Here is a 17,288-nt window from a genome sequence, read left to right on the forward strand (position 1 = left end):
CAAACCGAAAATAATCAATAAAAATCAATACGATACAGAATCAATTCAGATTACCCCGGCCCACCATTTCAGCATCTAAAGACCTCCACAGACGTTTGTTTTTGTGCCTGCGATCCAGTAACTACGCAACCTCCAGAATCCAAGGGATTACATCCTCACAGACGGTAACGGCTTGCAGCTCCGCGTATACAACAACGGCTCGGTGCTCTGGATTTCAACTACCGCGAACCGGTGACCCAAAAGCGCATCAACATCGGCTCTGGAGCTATAAGGTCCGATTTCGACACGGCAACAGCAGCGCTGCCCCTTGAAATTCGAGCACACCCTCTGGCGACAGATAGGGTAACCGTCGCCATTTTTCATCCCGCTGTGCGTTTTTCAGCAAAGTTGCTGCGCATAGGAAGGCTCCGAATTCCCATGCACAGGGAATCGCTTTAACAAGACGACAAACAGCTTATCGTCCAATAACCCCCCATATTTTCGACGGCCCAGATGATGCTTGAGTACACACCGGCAGCCACTTGCAGGCTGATAGCCGTGCTGAACGGCACAATCTGCCACGCCTCGTCGACGTGCGACGACAGCCCTGGCCAACTCACCCGATGCCTAATGCGACGCCACATAAACCGACGCCCCCACCGGCGCCGGCAACGCATACGTCGCCTTCATCCACTGCACCTCAGCCTGAGGCGTTCGTCCGAACAGGCGCTTGAACTCACGGCTGAATTGGGAGGCGCTTTCGTAGCCCACGCTGAACGCCGCCGCCCTGGCGTTCATGGCGTTGCGCAGCATCAGCAGGCGCGCCTGGTGCAGGCGTGTCGACTTGAGGTATTGCATGGGCGAGGCGTCTGTCACGCTGCGAAAGTGTAGGTGGAAGTTGGGCACGCTCATGTTGGCTTCGCGGGCGAGAGTCTCGACATCCAGGCGCTCTGGGTAGCTGCTGTGGATCTTGCGGATCGCGCGGGTGATCTGGCCGAAGTGGCCCTGGCGACTCAGCGCCGCGCGCATCGAGCCGCCCTGCTCGCCGGTGAGGATGCGGTAGTAGATTTCCCGCACCAGCGCCGGCCCGAGGATGTGCGCGTCACCCGGTGTGCTCATGGCTTCAAGAAAGCGCAGCGTCGAGGCGCACAAGTCCTCGTCCATGGGCGAGGCGTACATGCCCTTGGGCGGGGCATCGCTCGGGCCGAGGGCTTCGTCGACCTGCAACATCAACTCGCTCGCCAGCTGCAGGTCCAGGCGCATATACACCGCCAGCATGGGCTGCGCCTCGCTGGCGTCGGTCTCCATGGTGAACGGCACGGGAACGGACACCACCAGATAATGCCGGGCATCGTAGACATAGACGTCATCCCCCAGGTAACCGCGCTTGCGCCCCTGGCACAGGATGACGATGCCGGGGTCATACAAGACCGGCGTGCGACTCAATGGCCGGTTCGAACGCAGGAAACGCACGTCCTCCAGGGCGCTGAGGTTGTAGCCTTCCACCGGCGCCAGCCGCTCCATCAACGTCACCATGCGCGCGGTGCGCGGATCAGCCTCGGTCATCCACTTCTCCTTGCGCGGGTCGCTCAGCCGTCGGTCGAACGGGTCAGCGCCTCCCACTGATCGATCTCACTGGCCGCACGACTGAGCTTGTCGCGCACCAGGTTCAAGGCGTCGCTACCCAGCAGCAAGTGGGCAGGCGGGGTCGGGCTGGCGATCACCTGCAACATCGCCCGCGCCGCTTTGTGCGGGTCGCCGAGTTGCCTGCCGCTCTTCTCCTGACGTGCCTGGCGAACCGGGTCAAAACTGGCATCGTAGTCGGCAATGCTGCGCGGGGTGCGCTGCATCGAACGACCGGCCCAGTCCGTTCGAAACGAACCGGGCGCGACGGCCGTCACGAAGATGTTGAACGGTTGCAACTCCTTGCTCAGGGTATCGGAGATCCCCTCCAGGGCGAACTTACTTCCGCAGTAGTAGGCGATGCCTGGCATGGTGATGGTGCCGCCCATCGACGTGATGTTGAGAATATGCCCGGCGCGGCGCTGGCGGAAATACGGCAGGAACGCCTTGGTCACCGCCACGGCACCGAACACATTGACGTCGAATTGACGCCGCATCTCTTCCAGCGGCGACTCTTCGAAAATGCCCTCGTGGCCGTAGCCGGCATTGTTGACCAGCACATCGACCGGGCCGTGAGCGGCTTCTGTGGCGTCGACCACGCTGTCGATCAGGGCGAAGTCGGTGACATCCAAAAGAACGCCGTGGGCCCGCTCGGCAGACAGTTGTTCGAAAGCCTGCAAGGCCGCCTCGCTGCGCACGGTGCCGATGACCCGGTGCCCGGCCGCCAGGGCTTCCTGGGCCAAGGCGTTGCCGAAGCCGCTGCTGACGCCGGTGATGAACAGGGTTTTTATACCATTCATGACGAACTCCCATCGGTTGGTGTGCGCCATGGTAGCCATCGGCAGGCGCGTCACCTATGCCGATTTGCCTTGCAGCATTGCCTATTCCTATCAGGCAAAGAACACCCTGGCGAACGCCAAAAGCCGGCAAATTTGCCCTGGCGTCTACCGCCTGAATATAATGCGATTCATTATCAATTATGTAGTTTCCGGGATGCTGATGCGCAGCAACGACACACTGGGTGATGCCGATCTCGCGCTGCTCTACCGCAGCCACCATTCGTGGTTGCATGGCTGGCTGAGCCGGCGCATCGGTTGTCGCGAAAGCGCAGCAGACCTGGCGCAGGACACGTTCGTGCGTCTGCTCAAGTCCCGTCAGTCCAGCCCTTTGCGCGAACCGCGTGCGTATCTGAGCAGCATCGCCCGGGGGCTGATGATCGATCGGTATCGCCGTCGCGAACTCGAACGTGCCTACTTTGAAAGCCTCGCGCTGCTGCCTGCCCAAGAGGCTCCCTCTGAAGAAGAACGGCTGCTGATTCTCGACAGCCTCGAGCGGATCGACCGCCTGCTGGACCTGCTCAAGCCGAGGGTGCGCGAGGCGTTTCTGCTCGCCCAGCTCGACGGTTTGACCTGCCTGCAAATCGCCGAAAAATTGGGTGTTTCCCGTTCTACGGTGGAACGCGACCTGGCCAAGGCCCTGCAACACTGCTATCGCTTGCGCTATGCCGACCAGTGAAGCCCGGGGGCTGGACCCGGCCGTGGTCGACCAGGCGATCCACTGGCTGGTGCGCCTGCGCTTCAACCCGGCCGATGAGCAAACCCAACGCACCTTCGAGCACTGGCTGGCCCAGCGGCCGGAGCATCGGTTGGCGTGGCAACGTGTCGAAGCGCTTGGCGATGACTTTGCCGGTATCCCGCCTGATCTGGCCCGGCACACCCTCAAGGGCACGCGCTCAGGCCTGCATCGGCGCCAGAGCCTGAAGCTGCTGGGCATGTTGGCCACGGCAGGCGGCGCGGCCTGGCTCGGCCGGGACTACACGCCGCTGCCGGCCCTGCTCGCCCAACAGCACAGCAAAACTGGCGAGCGCAAACGCGTCCAACTCGACGATGGCAGTCTTATCCAACTCAACAGCGACAGTGCCGTCGACAGCGACTTCACCGCAGAACGGCGCCTGGTGATTCTGCGGCGCGGCGAAATCATCGTGAACACCAGTGCGGATGCCGGCGCGGCGCAACCGCGTCCGTTCTGGCTGCAGACCCGCGACGGGTTCATACGCACCCTCAATGCCCGCTTCCTGGCGCACGAGCGTGACGACGGCACACTCCTCGCGGTGCAGTCGGGTGCCGTCACGGTGTTTCCCGGGGCCAGTCGAAGCCTGGCCAGCGACACCGTCCAGGCCGCCAACCAACGGTTGTTCACCGCCAAGGGCGTGGCTGAGTTCCAGGACAACGGCCTGGACCTATGGAGTTGGAGCGACGGCGTGATCAGCGCCCGCCACATGCGCCTCGATGATTTTATCGAGGCCTTGTCGCGCTACCGCCCCGGCGTGTTGCGCTGCGCCAAAGAAGTCTCGGGGCTGCGCGTTTCCGGCACTTTCCAACTTGCCGATACCGATCAGGTACTGGCCTTGGTTGCGCAGTCATTGCAGTTGCGCATCGATTATCGAACCCACTATTGGGTGACCTTGAGCGCCGCCAGCTGAGGTGATGTTCTCGTTGCACAACCTTATCAAATAAAAATGAGGTGATTTCTCATTCTCGTTCGGCATGTAAGAAAGGCCGACGTACAGGCCTATCTGCCGATCCCCTTTCACGGAGCGAGTAAATGAGTTCGTCCCCGGTTCCACAGCGCCTTCGACTGAATCGCGCCCTGCACGGCGCGGTCTTTGGCGTCATCGTCAGCAGCTACGCGCTACCGTCCCTGGCGCAAACCCCGAGCGTCGAGCAGCCCCACGCGGTTCACCACTGGAACATCCCTGCCGGTCCACTGGCACCGGCGCTGGATCGCTTTGCGCGTGAAGCCGGCATCAGTCTTTCCTTCGATGCGCCAAGCGTCGCGAACCGCACGACCTCGGGTGTGAGCGGCGCACTCGATACCCCCCAAGCCCTGTCGGCGCTGTTACAGGGGAGCGATATGGAGATTCAAAAACAAGGCCCGAACGCTTACCTGCTGACGCCGCAGGCCAAGGTAGACGGCGAACTGGATGACTATCGCCTCGCCCCGATCCTCGTCAACGCCAAGGCCCGGGTCGATGGCACCGAGGACACCCAGTCGGTGGTCGCCCAGGAACTCTGGGTCGGTGGCAAGGTGGCCACCAGCATTCTCAACACGCCCGCCTCGGTTTCCGTGGTAACCGACAAGGAAATGCAGCAACGCAGCGCCAGCACCACGGAAGAATTGCTGCAGTACACGCCGGGGGTGATCACCGACTATTACGGCACCGACGACCGCAACGATTACTTCCAGATCCGCGGCTTCCAGGCCACCACCTATCGGGACGGCCTGACCCTGGGCTCGATGCGCGGTGTGCGCGAGGAACCGTTCGCCTATGAACGCGTTGAAGTGATACGCGGGGCCAACTCCACGTTGTTCGGCCCCGCCGACCCGGGTGGCTCGGTGAACTTCGTCAGCAAGAAGCCGCGCTTCGAAAAGTTCGGCCAGGGCTATGTCACCTACGGCTCTTTCGACCACGCCGAAACCGGCATCGACGTCGGCGACTCGCTGAATGAAGACAAGACCGTGGCCGGTCGCTTCACGGCAAAAATGCAAGACAGTGAGCGCGAGTACGACCACTCCCAGGACGACAACAAGTTCGTGATGGGCGGCCTGACCTGGTCACCCACCGACTTCACCTCGGCCTCGGTGATCGTGGACTACCTGAAAACCCAAAGCTCGCCCAACAGTGGCGGTTACCCGCTGGACAAGGAATACGACCGCAAGAAGTTCTACGGCGAACCCAGCTACAACTTCCACGATGTCGAACGCACCAACCTCAGCGGCACCTTCAGCCATGACTTCGACAATGGTTTCGTCTTGCGCAGCAACCTGCGCTACAGCGAGCTGACCGATGATTTCGGCTATGTGTTCCTCAGCGACTCCACCACGCGCACCGGAACCACCGTGCCTCGCTACATCTTTGGCACGGACAGCGAAGCCGAGCAACTGAACGGCAACTTGATGCTGCAATACGATGCCCGCTTCGAAAACATCGACAGCAGCACCTTGGTGGGCGTGGAGTATGGCGATTCCTCGACCGAGGAACGATCCGTCTATGCCCCAACCGGCTCCATCGACCTGGCCAACCCGGTGTTCACCGGTGTCCCCGGCGGTGTAGCGCCCTATAGCAATGACAAGCTCGATACCAAGACCAAGGCCGTGTTCCTGCAACAGAACCTGTCCTTCTACGAGCGCTTTATCGTCACCGCCGGTGTGCGTAACGACTCGATGGACCTGTCCAGCACCGACATCAACCGCGTAAAAGAGTCGGACAACTTCTCCGAGACGTCCTATCGCGGCGCGCTGACCTACATCGTCAACGATGAAGTTTCCACCTACATCAGCATGGTCGAGTCGGTCTCGCCACCAACGGTGGGAGTCATTCCGAAAACCGGCAAACAATACGAAGTGGGGGTGAAATATGCGCCCATCGGCATGGACGCGTTGTTCTCGGCGGCCGTCTACGACCTGACCCAGGAAAATGTCAGCATCGCCGTGGTACTGCCCAGCGGTGTCATCGAACAACAAACCGTTGGTGAATCACGGGTCCGCGGGCTGGATCTGGAAGCCAAGGCCGAGCTGACCCCCAACCTGAGCCTGGTGGGTGGTTATTCCTACATGGAGTCCGAAGTGTTGCGCGGCACGTTGTATGACGGCAGCTCACTCAAGGGCAATGAATTCGCCACCGCGCCAAAACACTCCGCATCGCTGTGGACCTACTACAACGTACCCGACACCGATGTCAGCGTTGGCCTGGGTGCACGCTATGTGGGCGCTTACTACTTCGACGCGGCCAACACCGACACCAGCGATGGCACGACACTGTTCGACGCGGCGTTCAACTACAAACTCTTCAAAGGCACCGACCTGGCGATCAACGTCAGCAACCTGCTGGATGAGCAACACGTGGTCGGCTCAGGGACCGCGAACTACTACAACCCCGGCCGCGAAATCACCGCGAAGCTGAGTTACAACTGGTAAGTCTGCTGTTTAGGGCGGTGCTCGACTTGATGCGGTCAGTTATTGAACGGGGTTCCATGGGCCCGACCAGCATCAAGCCTTGCTGCCTCACGACAACCGGTATGCGGCAACCCGTTGAGTATCCCTGCAAACGATGTAGACTCGCCTTAACGTATAACGTTAAGCATTAAGCGATGATCCGAAGCTTCAAATGCGCCGACACCCAAGCCCTTTTTGAAACCGGCAAGGCCCGGCGCTGGGCCGCTATCCTTTCAGTTGCGGAACGAAAGCTGGGGATGCTCAACGCAGCGGTCGAACTCAATGACCTCCGCTCCCCACCGGGAAACAGGCTGGAGCCGCTGCAGGGCGACAGACAGGGTCAGCACAGCATTCGGATCAATGGTCAGTACCGAATCTGTTTTGTCTGGGGCATCAATGGCCCCGAACAGGTAGAAATCGTCGATTATCACTGAGGTGAGCCATGTTTAAGAACGGCATGAGGCCTGTACATCCCGGGGAAATTCTCAAAGAAGAATACCTGGAACCACTTGGCCTTTCGGCAGCCGCGCTTGCAAGGGCTTTGCACGTTTCGGCCCCCACGATAAATGACATTGTGTTGAAGCGTCGCAGCATCAGCGCAGATGTTGCCTTGCGCTTGGCGGCCGCGTTGGATACGTCAGCGCAATTTTGGCTGAACCTGCAGATTGCCTATGATTTACGTACAGCCGAGATTGCTAAAGGTGAGCAGATCTACCGGGAAGTGGAGAAGGTTCCTCACTGCGCATAACTAAAAGTACCGCGGCGCATCAAATACCCGGGCCGCTGACGCGGGCCGGCAGCCTGGCCAGGCGATCCCACCCGTCTGCGCTGATCTGCGAGCCATTGCGCAACGACAACCTTTCCAGCGGCAACCCTTCGAGCACCGACACCATGGCCGACGTAAGCTGCGACTCCCCCGGCCCCGCCTCGAGCGTCAGGTCCCGCAATGGCAGCCCGGCCAGATGGGCGACGCCGGCATCGGTCAGCCACGGGCTTTCGTACAAGCCCAGGCGTTGCAACGGCAGGTTACGCAGGCACGCCAGGTCGCTGTCGCGCAGGTCCAGGCCGCTGATTTCCAGTTGCTCCAACGGCAACCCCAGTTCGGTGAGCTTGCGCAACACCTTGCCATCCACACCCTGACAGAAACTCAGACTCAAGCGCTTCAGCGGCAGGCCGGCCAGTTGTTTGAGTTCCTTCCAGGTGACCTCGTTCAAGGACAGGTCGAGCGACTCCAAGCCCAACCCTTCAAGATCGCGCAACGTCTGCGCACTGATCCCCTGCACATCGCAGAGCCCAAGCCGCTTGAGTGGAAAGCCGTGCAGTACATCGAGTCGCTCGATCATTTGCCGTGAGCCCTTGAGGTCCAGATCGGCGAGCGGCATGCCTTCGAGCCCTTCGAAATCGTCCTCGCAGACATACGCCGCATGAAGTGACAGTCGCTCGAGGGGCAGATCGCGAATGGCCTGGAGCGCGGCAGCGCTGGCGTAGCAATCGTTCAGGCTCAATGACCGCAACGCCGTTAGCGCGCTGAGCCACGCAGGATCTTGCAGGATGGCGCTGCTGGAGCCGATGCTCAGTTGTTCCAGTGGTTGCGCACACACGTGCCGCATACCGGCAGAAGTCAGCGCCCCTGCACAGCCCAAGGTGAGCGAGCGCAACGAGAAAGACGACAACGCGCGAAGGCCGTCATCGGTGATGTCATCGCAGCGGTTCAACGACAACGTCTGCAACGGGCTGCCGGCCAACCGCCGGAGAAAACCGTCGTCGAAGTCCTCACCGTAGGTGTCCAGCTTCAAGTGCCGCAGACGTTCGAGCGACGGGAGGCTGGTGGCATCATCGTTGCGGGCGAAGCCGCTGATGGCCAGGCTTTCGAGGGCGACACCCGGCAAACGCCCCCAGATGTCCGGCCCGCAACCGAACCTCGGACCGTTGAGCACCAGCGTGCGCAACGGCAACCCGGCCAGGGCATCGAGCCACTGCGGCTCGGCCTCCTCCAGCACCACCTGGTCCATCGGCAGGCCACGCAACTGCGGCAATAAAGGGCCGGGGCGATTGCAATGGGGCGTGACGTTCAACTCAGCAATCACCGCCATCGCTGCCGGGTCACACAACCCGGCCGCCACCCGCACGCCCGCCAGGGAAACCTCTGCGGCATCGAGCAGATCACGATAAAGGGAGGCACGCGCCGCCACGTCATCGGGTGCGCGGGCGAGGTGGGCGGTCAGGGCGTCGCGGTTGGGGGTTGGCACGGGCTGGAGGTCCGAAGTGAACATGCCCGGTATGCTGCCGCAAAAAATGGGTTTGATCATCGACCAAACCCACATTTTTCAACTTCTATCTCGGGTCCACCGTATCCAGTGCCCGGTTTGCCAAGAGCTGGCCCAGTTCGATCAGCTGTTGCAGCCCCAACGCAAAGTGCCGTCGCGAGCCCTCCAGTTCGAATGCCAGGTCACCGGCCATGACGTTGGCAGAGGCCAGGGTTTCGCTGAGGTTGGCCAACAGACTCTCCGCGTCGACGCCATCGACGATGGTGAAGAGCAGGTCCGGCGAGGGGTTCTCCGCGGGCTGGGCGGCGTTGGCGTTCAGATAGGAATCGATGACACGTTCGGCGTTGGGATCGGCGGCGATGTCCAGGTGCAGCGGTGGGACGGGAGGGTCTGGGATGAGTTTTTCCATGGGTACTCCTAACGTATGTCGGAGCCGCCACGTTCGCTGCTAAACGATTGGGTGGCAGCCATGCGCAGGTTAGCAGACCGGCACGTTAGGAAACCGGCGCACCCGAAGATGCCCTGCGCACAGCCGCCATAAATTCGGACGATCAAGATGCCCGCGTTCATGGTGATTGCCATGCGCCTAACGTGATTTCCGAGCTGCTAAACCCGACCGCTGAATGGGCAGCGGTGAACAGAGACTAGGCACCGAAATCCGCAGGCGCAAGGGGTTGGAATTTTCTAGGAAATGTCCTGCAAGTCAATGGGAAAGGTGCCTACACAAGGCATTTCAAAATCTAGAGCACGAGCCTGCTCCCAAACTGGTGGAGCGAGCTTGCTCGGGAAAGCGGTGGGGCAGTTTGTGGTGGCGTTGATGTGGTGTTGACTGTGCCGCCGTCTTCGCGAGCAAGCCCGCTCCCACATGGGCTTTAGGGTGAATACAGCCTTTGTGAGCACCCCAAATCACCTGTGGGAGCGGGCTTGCCCGCGAAAGCGCTCTAACATCCGGCATCGATATCGACTGACCCACCGTCTTCGCGAGCAAGCCCGCGCCCACAAAAAGCGATTGTTCGGCCAGCGGATCAGGAAATCCCCTCTATCCGTATAAACTTTTCTTCACCCCATGCGCCTGCCTGATTCGGTACAGTCCCCTCGCTCATTCAAGAAACTAAGGTTTTAGCCCGCTCTCCCGCGGGCTTTTTTTTGCCTGCCCTTCAGGCCGAAGGATGAGCCCCGTCCAGGTTCGGCAAGACACGGGTCGCCATCGGCTGGGGTTTGTTCAGCACAGGTTGCTCCAGGACCCGGCGGCCGTAGAACACCAGCGCCATCAGCCAGCAGCTCAACCAGACGAAAATCCCCGCCCAGAAGGTGTGCGACATGTAGTGCCAGCCCTGCAGGACTCGTGTAGTGCCGTAGACGAACCCCAGGGTCAGTGCGCCGTACATCAACGCTTTGGAATGACGCCAGCGATAACGGCGGGCGACAAAGTACAGCGCGAGCATGGTAAAGCCGCCGGAGGCATGGCCGCCGGGCCAGCAGCGGCCGTCACCGGCGACCTTCAGCAGGACGAAGTTCTGATACCACTCCTTGTGCTCGATTTTGCCGGCGTACTGGGTGGTTTCCACCGGGCAGTACACGCTGGTGTGTCCCTTGAGGTAATGAATGACCCCCGTGCTAAGGGAGAAAGCGAAGACCACATACAGGAAATCACGACGGTGCCTGTAGGCAAAACGCAGTGGCTTGCTCAGCCTGGCCTTGTCCAGCACGCGCAGCAACCCAGGGCGATTCTGCGGCTTGAGCAACGGCCAGATGAACGACAGCAGCGCACCGATGATCGCCGCCTCGCCGGTCCAGTTCGGGATGATCCTGGCCCACTTGTGGGTGATCTGCTCGAACAGCCGTACGTGTTCCAAAGGGAACACCTGGTGCACCGGGTCGTAGAAAAAATCGCTGATGGCGATGTCGATGCGGGTCATGTCGAACAGCAGGAACACCACAACGGCGCAAAGCAGGGGAATTCCAAGATTGAGCCCGTAGAAACGGGAGCGAGCAGACGTCAGCATGGGCAGTCCTGATCGTGGGAAAGGTTACTGAAAGGTCACCGAGCGCCAGTCAGATGCTTCGATAAAACCGAGCAGCCGGGGCGCTTGGGGTTGGGCGGTGGAAACGAACAGCGACGCGCCATAGCCAAACGTCGAGGTCGGTTGCTTGAGCGCGGTTTCCATGGCCTGCATGCATTCGCTGTGGGTCACCAGGATCAGGTTGCGCCCCGGCACCTTGTGGGCCAGGGCGTTGCGCAGCAGGTCGTGCCGGCAATTGACCAGCCAATCGTCGCCGGCGCTGACCTTGTTGAACATGTACCCCGCCGTCTGGGCGGTGCGGGTCAACGGGCTGTTGTAGAGGTCGGCGTGGTCCAGGCCCAATTGCTCGAACCGCGCCCCCAGGCCCACCGCCACGGCACGGGCGCGATCGGTGATGCCTTCGCGGTCGTTCAGGCACGCCGCCTTGGAGTGGTCGCAGCGCTCGACGTGGCGTACCAGCACGATCATTTCCCCCTTCGCCCAGCCGTCAGCCAACGCCTGCGCACCGGCGACGTTGCCATGGGCCAGGTCCGGCAGCGTCGCCGGGCCCAGCAGCCAGAGGCTCAGCGCACTCACCAACAGCGCCGAAGCCAGGACGAACGCGGTGTTTCGGTAACGGGCAAACCGGCTCGTGTCAATCGAGCGTGTCTGGCCGAAAAGACTCAGTCTCAGTTCCACATCAAGCCGCCCCGACGGCATCCACCCAAACATTCGATGGCGCGACAGTAGAGCGGCTCACGTAGGCAAGCGGTGAAACCGATGTGAAAAAAAGCTTGGCGCCGATCCCGATCTTTCAACGGAAGCCGAAGCCCCGGAAAAAAATCTTTCAGATCCAGAGGAGGCGGCCGATACAGGCCTGCTACACATTTCTGCTGGTGCTTAACAACAACAACTCTTCCAGCCAACCGACGACAAGCAGCACAACGTTTCCTGGAGGAATTGGATGAACAGCTGGTTTGGCAACATTAGCGTCAACATGAAGCTGGGCCTGGGCTTCGGCCTGGTCCTGGTCCTGACTTGCATCCTGGCCCTGACCGGCTGGACCAGCCTGGGCGGGCTGATCGACCGCAGCAACTGGATGAGCGACATCACCCAGCTCAATGCCGGCCTGACCAAGTTGCGAGTTGCGCGCCTGCAATACATGTTGACCAACGGCGACGAAACCGCCGCACAAAATGTGCAGACCACCCTCGATGGTTTCGTGGCACAGCAGAACGCGCTGCTCAGCAGCTTCAAGAGCCCTGAAAACGTCAGGCTGCTCAAGGAGCAGAGCGCAACCATCAGCGCCTACCAGGTGTCCCTGAACAAAATGCGCAGTGCCTATCGCACGGGCAACACCGCCCGCGATGCCATGGGCGCGAACGCCGAGGCCGCCTACAAGCTGATCGAGGCGATCAACACCGACGTGCAGCAAATGGCCCTGAGCGACCAGCGCTTCGAGCAGTTCCAGGCGATCACTCGCGCCAAGCAGGAATTCATGCTGGCCCGCTATGAAGTGCGCGGCTATACCGCCAACAGCAACGCCGATACCGAACGCAAGGCCGTCGCTCAACTGGACGCCGCCATCGCTTCGCTCAAGCCGCTGGATGAACATTTCGCCAGCACCCGCCAAGCTGAAATGCGCCAGTTGGAGAACGCCCTGGTCCAGTACCGCAGCGCGTTGCAGGCCTTCAAGGTCGCCACCGCCGATACAGTGCAGGCACGCAAGGAAATGACCGACCAGGGCACGGCCATCGTGAACCTGAGCGAGCAGCTGTACCAGATCCAGCTTGACCGTCGCGACGCCGAAAGCGCCCAAGCGCGTACCCTGCAGTTGGTCAGCACATTGCTGGCGCTGCTGGTGGGCATCATTGCCGCCGTGGTCATCACGCGCCAGATCACCGGGCCGTTGCGCGAAACCCTGGCCGTGGTCGAACGCATCGCCAGTGGCGATTTGTCCCACACGGTCACCGTCACCCGCCGCGACGAACTCGGCGTGCTGCAACAAGGCATCGCTCGCATGGGCGTCACCCTGCGCGACCTGATCAGCGGCATCCGCGATGGCGTGACCCAGATCGCCAGCGCCGCCGAAGAGCTGTCCGCCGTCACCGAGCAGACCAGTGCCGGCGTCAACAGCCAGAAAGTCGAGACCGACCAGGTGGCGACCGCCATGCACGAGATGACCGCCACCGTGCAGGAAGTTGCGCGTAACGCCGAGGAAGCGTCTCAAGCCGCCGCTGCGGCCGACGGCGAAGCCCGTGCCGGCGACCAGGTGGTCAGCGAAGCCATCGCCCAGATCGAGCGCCTGGCCAGCGAAGTGGTGCGCTCCACCGACGCCATGACCGTGCTGCAACAGGAAAGCGACAAGATCGGCAGCGTCATGGACGTGATCAAGGCCGTGGCCGAGCAGACCAACCTGCTGGCGCTCAACGCCGCGATCGAAGCGGCACGTGCCGGTGAAGCCGGTCGCGGCTTTGCCGTGGTGGCCGACGAAGTCCGTGGCCTGGCCCAGCGCACGCAGAAATCCACCGAGGAAATCGAAGGCCTGGTGGCCGGCCTGCAGAACGGCACGCAACAAGTGGCCGCGGTGATGAACAACAGCCGCAGCCTCACCGACAGCAGCGTGGCCCTGACCCGCAAGGCCGGCGCCTCACTGGAGAACATCACCCGCACGGTGTCGAACATCCAGTCGATGAACCAGCAGATTGCCGCCGCGGCCGAGCAGCAAAGCGCCGTGGCCGAAGAGATCAGCCGCAGCATCATCAACGTGCGCGACGTCTCCGAACAGACCGCCGCCGCCAGCGAAGAAACCGCCGCCTCCAGTGTCGAGCTGGCGCGGCTGGGCAATCAGTTGCAGCTGATGGTCAGCCACTTCCGCGTTTGATCAGGCACAACGCCCGGGTCCGGTGGGACACGGGCGTTTTGCGCCAGGCATCCTTCAGGCGTTCCAGGGGTTGATCACCTCAACGCCTGGGAACTCAAAGTCTCTGATATTGCGGGTTGCAATCCACGCCCCGTGAGTCCGGCAAATAGCGGCGATTTGAGCATCAGCCATGCTTGCCGCCCTCCCCTTGGCCTCGCATGACGCAACGAGGGTCGCATACTCAACGGCAGCATGGGCATCAAAAGGCAGGATCCTGCCGGCAAAATCCTCTTCGAACATTGCCATTGCATGGGCTTCAAGCTTTTGCTTGCGCTTACCAAAGGGTAGCCGGGCGACACCATGAAGAATTTCCGCCACGGTAACAGCGCAAATGACCAGATCCATTGCCGGCTGCGAATCAATCCAGGCCAAGACATTGGGGTTTGGCTCTGCACGCATAAACTCTGAAATAACATTGGTATCGAGCACTATCATTCGAAAAGATCCGCCGCAGTGGCCTTTTCGTCGCGCGAGGGTAGATCCAGATCAACATCGCCCAGAGCACTGAATCTTTTTCGGATACGACTTCCCAATCCACCTTCCGGACTCACTTTTGCCAGTGCACGCCCTAAAATCAGCCGAGCCTCCTCTTCCATGGAATGGCCGTTATGGGCTGCCGCGATACGCAATTGTTCCTTTATCTGATCGTCCAGGTTTCGAATAGTGATGCTGGCCATAGAGCTCCGTGCAATCAATGAAATCATTGATTGCAGCCTAGTTTAAGAATAGCCAATTTGTCCAGCCACCCTCCACTCACCAGCCCCTCTCCTGGATTCCCGGTTAACCAAAACCCTCCCCACGCATCGCCCTTTCGTACAAATCCCCCACTCTCGTCCTACCGCCTTTTTTTGACCGCTGTTGTACGGTTTCCCCTGGACAAGCACCTTTGTGCGAACAGGAGATGACCCCTACATGGACGCAAGCAATGACTCGCTGCTGCACAGGCTCGTCGCCTTTGCCGACGACGACCGCAACACCGCAAAGGCTCGCTTTGCAACCGCCCTGCAGCGGATGGGGCTGGCGTCGGTTTTCGATATCGTGCGCATGGGCAAGGCACCATTCGCCCTTGAGCTGGCCAAGTACAGCGACGCGGATGCCGGGCTGGCCTATGACCGTGCGGCCAATTACGCCGGGCAAATCGCTCGCCGGTACCAGGCACATCGTGTGTCGGCCGGGAAGGATGCCCCGGGGCGCGTGCGGCGCAGCCTGGGATCGGACTCGACGCCCGCGTCCGCCGGCTACCAGGCCCTCTTCGAGGAAAACTGGGATCAGTTCTGCAACGAAAGCGATATCGCGGCCATCGACTCGCCCGTGGCGTATCTACGTGCTCTGTATCTGTTTGCCAGGCAACTGGAGCAGCTCCCGGCGTCCGCCTCATCCGCCAGGATCACCCTGGAAGAGCGCCGCCCCGACCTCAGGCACCTGACACTCGATCGACAGAGCGCCTTCGCCACGCGTCCGATGCTCGACCTCATCAATGACACCCTGCGCAGCAACATCGAGGCTTACCTGAAAGAGGAAGGCAAGGACAGGGCAATCCCGCAGGCGCTGAGCAGCGAGCGCTATCCCTTTTCGCTGCCCTACAACCTGTACCATCATCAATGTCTGCTCGGGCTGGGGGCCGGCAAGCCCGCGCTGGGCGAGCTGAACTATCGCGTCAGCCTGCAATTGCCGTTTTCACCAGGCAACTCAACCTACGGCAGCGTAACGACGTCCCCTCTCGACGCGCAAATACTGCTGTCCGGCCTCAGCCCGGAACAACAAAGCCTGCTGCTCGCGCCCATCGCATCGATCTCCAAGTCAGATCCACTGAAGAAGAACTACGGTACCCGAAACATAACGAACCTGGGTCAGCTGGAGTTTTTCAAGGAACGCACCGGGATGACGACGGGGCAAGTGGAACAACTGTTGGCGCAAGGCAATTACACCCCTCGGTCCTCAATCAACAGCCCAGACGCCAGGCAGACCGGCTATGGCGCCAGCTACATCAACGGGCCGGAACAGACTTCCGTCCTGAGTATTGCAACCCAAGGGGAGATGCAGGTCTTCACCCATCACTCCCATGAGCGTTTCGACCGCGCGCAGCGAATGATCCGCCTGCATCGCTGGACCGCTATCCCCGTTGCCGAACTGGATACGCTGATCGTCAATGCCCAGCGCTCCGAAGGGACTGACACACTCAACGCCAACACGTTGCGCGCACTGGGCGTCTACCGCTACCTGAATCAACGCCATGGCATTGCACCTGAAGAGTTTGCCTCCTTGCTGCACGACATGCCGGTGGATGCTTGCGGCGACCGCACGCCGTTGTTCGATCAAGTGTTCAATCGCACCCGGCTGCTTGAAAGCCCCGTATGGGAGCTTCCCCAGAGCCCTCTGACCGCCGGCCAGCAAACCCTCAGCTATCTGAGCGCAGGTCTCGGACTCCCCATGACCCAGGATGCACTACTACTGCTTGTGCGACAGAGCGAGAAGTACCTGGGCTCGCCAAAACACGGCTTGCCGACGGTCTCTTCACTCTACCGCCAGGCCCGTATCGCCCGGATGCTGGGCCTGTCCCCTCTCGAATGCACCGAGCTGGCCCGGTTGTTGGGAGGAGACGACTTCTGCAAGGCACTGGTAACCGGGCGATTGCACACCTCGCAATCCACAGAGGCGGACATTCTCGACGTGTTGATGGCGCTGGAATGGGCCGTGGACTGGCTCAGGCAAAACGAGCTTGATGTACTGCAGTGGTGTCGTCTGTTCGATGAACCGGGAACGAGCTTGCCGCTTAATCAGAAGTTGGAGGAACGACTGGCGAGACTGCGAGCGGACAACAACGCCAACCAGGATCCTCAGCGTCTGATTGAAACGCTGCTGCATGACATTGCGGACCTTCCGGCCGAATACGTCCCTTGCGTGACGCAAATGGCCGGTACCGACGCAAAGGCTATCGTCACGGCCATCAACACAACCCCGGGCATGATGCCGCCTGTGCTGGCAACAGTACTTCGCATCGCCGAGGCCTTCCAGCGTCTGCACCTGGACAGCAGCACGCTGAAAACCCTGATGGACAATCCGACATGGCTGGCCTCGAAGACCTCCGTAACCCTCACACCCCACACGCTGTATCTGCTCGAACGCTTCAGCCATTGCGCCCGCCATCAGGCGCAGTCGCAAGAGAACCTGCTGCACTACCTGCAAGTGGCCAATCAGGATGGGCATTACTCGGAAGAAGAGACCAACAACCTGCTGGCCAACCTTTTGAACTGGAACATTGAGCAAGTGAGTCGTCTGACGGCGCAGTTGGAGCCAGGACAGGCAACCTCAATGGAAACGGTGGACTGGATCATGCGCTGCCAGGCGTGCTGCGTCAGCACAGGACTGTCGGCAGACCTGTTGCTCCAGGCAACCGCACTGAAAACCCAAAGTCCTGCATCGGACTGGAAAACCGTCGGCGCAGCACTGATCGCGGCCTGCCATTGACCGGCGCCCCGCTTCAACATTCAAGGATTG

15 protein-coding genes and 2 pseudogenes are annotated in these 17,288 nt (G+C 60.9%); 9 read left to right on the forward strand and 8 right to left on the reverse strand.

Annotation, left to right across the window (positions count from 1 at the left end; all coding sequences use genetic code 11):
• Positions 1-142 precede the first annotated feature (142 nt).
• Positions 143-264: pseudogene (locus AD664_RS27830) on the forward strand (Arm DNA-binding domain-containing protein); the annotation flags it as partial.
• 342 nt (positions 265-606) lie between these two features.
• On the opposite strand, the gene AD664_RS07665 reads toward AD664_RS27830, so the two are convergent.
• Positions 607-1,545, reverse strand: coding sequence for an AraC family transcriptional regulator (locus tag AD664_RS07665; RefSeq protein ID WP_042728195.1), 939 nt, complete (start codon positions 1,543-1,545; stop codon positions 607-609).
• Between the two features lie 23 nt (positions 1,546-1,568).
• Positions 1,569-2,402, reverse strand: a complete 834-nt coding sequence (locus tag AD664_RS07670) for an oxidoreductase (protein ID WP_053145735.1) — start codon at positions 2,400-2,402, stop codon at positions 1,569-1,571.
• Positions 2,403-2,601: 199 nt separating this feature from the next.
• Between AD664_RS07670 and AD664_RS07675 the strand changes: the two genes are divergently transcribed.
• The 5 genes from AD664_RS07675 to AD664_RS07695 all read left to right on the forward strand — a co-directional run bounded on the left by AD664_RS07675 (position 2,602) and on the right by AD664_RS07695 (position 7,345).
• Positions 2,602-3,117, forward strand: a complete 516-nt coding sequence (locus AD664_RS07675; protein ID WP_042728200.1) for a sigma-70 family RNA polymerase sigma factor — start codon at positions 2,602-2,604, stop codon at positions 3,115-3,117.
• A complete protein-coding gene (locus tag AD664_RS07680) occupies positions 3,104-4,084 on the forward strand; it encodes a DUF4880 domain-containing protein (RefSeq protein WP_053145678.1) in 981 nt (326 codons plus the stop codon). The genes AD664_RS07675 and AD664_RS07680 overlap by 14 nt, the downstream gene beginning before the upstream one ends.
• A 122-nt stretch (positions 4,085-4,206) precedes the next feature.
• Positions 4,207-6,579, forward strand: coding sequence for a TonB-dependent siderophore receptor (locus AD664_RS07685; RefSeq protein ID WP_053145680.1), 2,373 nt, complete (start codon positions 4,207-4,209; stop codon positions 6,577-6,579).
• A gap of 173 nt (positions 6,580-6,752) precedes the next feature.
• Positions 6,753-7,031 carry a type II toxin-antitoxin system RelE/ParE family toxin gene (locus AD664_RS07690; RefSeq protein WP_042728179.1) on the forward strand — a complete coding sequence of 93 codons (279 nt, stop codon included), beginning with the start codon at positions 6,753-6,755 and terminating at the stop codon, positions 7,029-7,031.
• 8 nt (positions 7,032-7,039) lie between these two features.
• Entirely contained in the window at positions 7,040-7,345 is a 306-nt protein-coding gene (locus AD664_RS07695) for a HigA family addiction module antitoxin (protein ID WP_042728178.1), read from the forward strand.
• Between the two features lie 19 nt (positions 7,346-7,364).
• Here AD664_RS07695 and AD664_RS07700 read toward each other — a convergent pair whose 3' ends face one another.
• The 4 genes from AD664_RS07700 to AD664_RS07715 all read right to left on the reverse strand — a co-directional run bounded on the left by AD664_RS07700 (position 7,365) and on the right by AD664_RS07715 (position 11,566).
• Positions 7,365-8,870 (reverse strand): leucine-rich repeat domain-containing protein, encoded by a 1,506-nt coding sequence (locus AD664_RS07700; protein WP_256207083.1) that lies wholly within the window; start codon positions 8,868-8,870, stop codon positions 7,365-7,367.
• 61 nt (positions 8,871-8,931) lie between these two features.
• Positions 8,932-9,273: a DUF6124 family protein gene (locus AD664_RS07705; protein ID WP_042728173.1), complete on the reverse strand. Its 342-nt coding sequence runs from the start codon at positions 9,271-9,273 to the stop codon at positions 8,932-8,934.
• Between the two features lie 748 nt (positions 9,274-10,021).
• Positions 10,022-10,870: a phosphatase PAP2 family protein gene (locus AD664_RS07710; RefSeq protein WP_053145682.1), complete on the reverse strand. Its 849-nt coding sequence runs from the start codon at positions 10,868-10,870 to the stop codon at positions 10,022-10,024.
• A gap of 24 nt (positions 10,871-10,894) precedes the next feature.
• On the reverse strand, positions 10,895-11,566 hold the full coding sequence (locus AD664_RS07715; RefSeq protein ID WP_083454162.1) for a histidine phosphatase family protein: 672 nt from the start codon (positions 11,564-11,566) through the stop codon (positions 10,895-10,897).
• Positions 11,567-11,966: 400 nt separating this feature from the next.
• Here AD664_RS07715 and AD664_RS28155 point away from each other — a divergent pair.
• Together AD664_RS28155 and AD664_RS28160 are read left to right on the forward strand one after the other, a co-directional pair.
• Positions 11,967-12,845 (forward strand): annotated as a pseudogene (locus AD664_RS28155) (methyl-accepting chemotaxis protein); the annotation flags it as partial.
• Positions 12,846-13,046: 201 nt separating this feature from the next.
• Positions 13,047-13,751 (forward strand): methyl-accepting chemotaxis protein, encoded by a 705-nt coding sequence (locus AD664_RS28160; RefSeq protein WP_371260952.1) that lies wholly within the window; start codon positions 13,047-13,049, stop codon positions 13,749-13,751.
• Positions 13,752-13,805: 54 nt separating this feature from the next.
• On the opposite strand, the gene AD664_RS07725 is transcribed toward AD664_RS28160, so the two are convergent.
• Together AD664_RS07725 and AD664_RS07730 are read right to left on the reverse strand one after the other, a co-directional pair.
• Positions 13,806-14,225: a type II toxin-antitoxin system VapC family toxin gene (locus AD664_RS07725; RefSeq protein ID WP_053145688.1), complete on the reverse strand. Its 420-nt coding sequence runs from the start codon at positions 14,223-14,225 to the stop codon at positions 13,806-13,808.
• A complete protein-coding gene (locus AD664_RS07730) occupies positions 14,222-14,467 on the reverse strand; it encodes a plasmid stabilization protein (RefSeq protein WP_053145690.1) in 246 nt (81 codons plus the stop codon). Before AD664_RS07730 ends, AD664_RS07725 begins: the two co-directional genes overlap by 4 nt.
• A 235-nt stretch (positions 14,468-14,702) precedes the next feature.
• On the opposite strand from AD664_RS07730, the gene AD664_RS07735 reads away from it, so the two are divergent.
• The gene (locus AD664_RS07735) at positions 14,703-17,258 is read left to right on the forward strand and encodes a Tc toxin subunit A (RefSeq protein ID WP_053145692.1); all 2,556 of its coding nucleotides are present in this window, start codon (positions 14,703-14,705) and stop codon (positions 17,256-17,258) included.
• The last annotated feature ends 30 nt before the right edge of the window (positions 17,259-17,288 follow it).

This window comes from Pseudomonas sp. P97.38, from assembly GCF_001269745.1.
GTDB classification, from domain to species: Bacteria; Pseudomonadota; Gammaproteobacteria; order Pseudomonadales; family Pseudomonadaceae; genus Aquipseudomonas; species Aquipseudomonas chlororaphis_E.

Bases quoted from the DNA above. Each gene is read 5' to 3' on its own strand.
- AD664_RS07700 (WP_256207083.1), bottom strand. From the start codon at position 8,870: ATGTTCACTTCGGACCTCCAGCCCGTGCCAACCCCCAACCGCGACGCC.
- AD664_RS07675 (WP_042728200.1), top strand. From the start codon at position 2,602: ATGCGCAGCAACGACACACTGGGTGATGCCGATCTCGCGCTGCTCTAC.
- AD664_RS07735 (WP_053145692.1), top strand. From the start codon at position 14,703: ATGGACGCAAGCAATGACTCGCTGCTGCACAGGCTCGTCGCCTTTGCC.
- AD664_RS07665 (WP_042728195.1), bottom strand. From the start codon at position 1,545: ATGACCGAGGCTGATCCGCGCACCGCGCGCATGGTGACGTTGATGGAG.
- AD664_RS28160 (WP_371260952.1), top strand. From the start codon at position 13,047: ATGACCGCCACCGTGCAGGAAGTTGCGCGTAACGCCGAGGAAGCGTCT.
- AD664_RS07710 (WP_053145682.1), bottom strand. From the start codon at position 10,870: ATGCTGACGTCTGCTCGCTCCCGTTTCTACGGGCTCAATCTTGGAATT.
- AD664_RS07670 (WP_053145735.1), bottom strand. From the start codon at position 2,402: ATGAATGGTATAAAAACCCTGTTCATCACCGGCGTCAGCAGCGGCTTC.
- AD664_RS07680 (WP_053145678.1), top strand. From the start codon at position 3,104: ATGCCGACCAGTGAAGCCCGGGGGCTGGACCCGGCCGTGGTCGACCAG.
- AD664_RS07695 (WP_042728178.1), top strand. From the start codon at position 7,040: ATGTTTAAGAACGGCATGAGGCCTGTACATCCCGGGGAAATTCTCAAA.
- AD664_RS07705 (WP_042728173.1), bottom strand. From the start codon at position 9,273: ATGGAAAAACTCATCCCAGACCCTCCCGTCCCACCGCTGCACCTGGAC.
- AD664_RS07725 (WP_053145688.1), bottom strand. From the start codon at position 14,225: ATGATAGTGCTCGATACCAATGTTATTTCAGAGTTTATGCGTGCAGAG.
- AD664_RS07730 (WP_053145690.1), bottom strand. From the start codon at position 14,467: ATGGCCAGCATCACTATTCGAAACCTGGACGATCAGATAAAGGAACAA.
- AD664_RS07685 (WP_053145680.1), top strand. From the start codon at position 4,207: ATGAGTTCGTCCCCGGTTCCACAGCGCCTTCGACTGAATCGCGCCCTG.
- AD664_RS07690 (WP_042728179.1), top strand. From the start codon at position 6,753: ATGATCCGAAGCTTCAAATGCGCCGACACCCAAGCCCTTTTTGAAACC.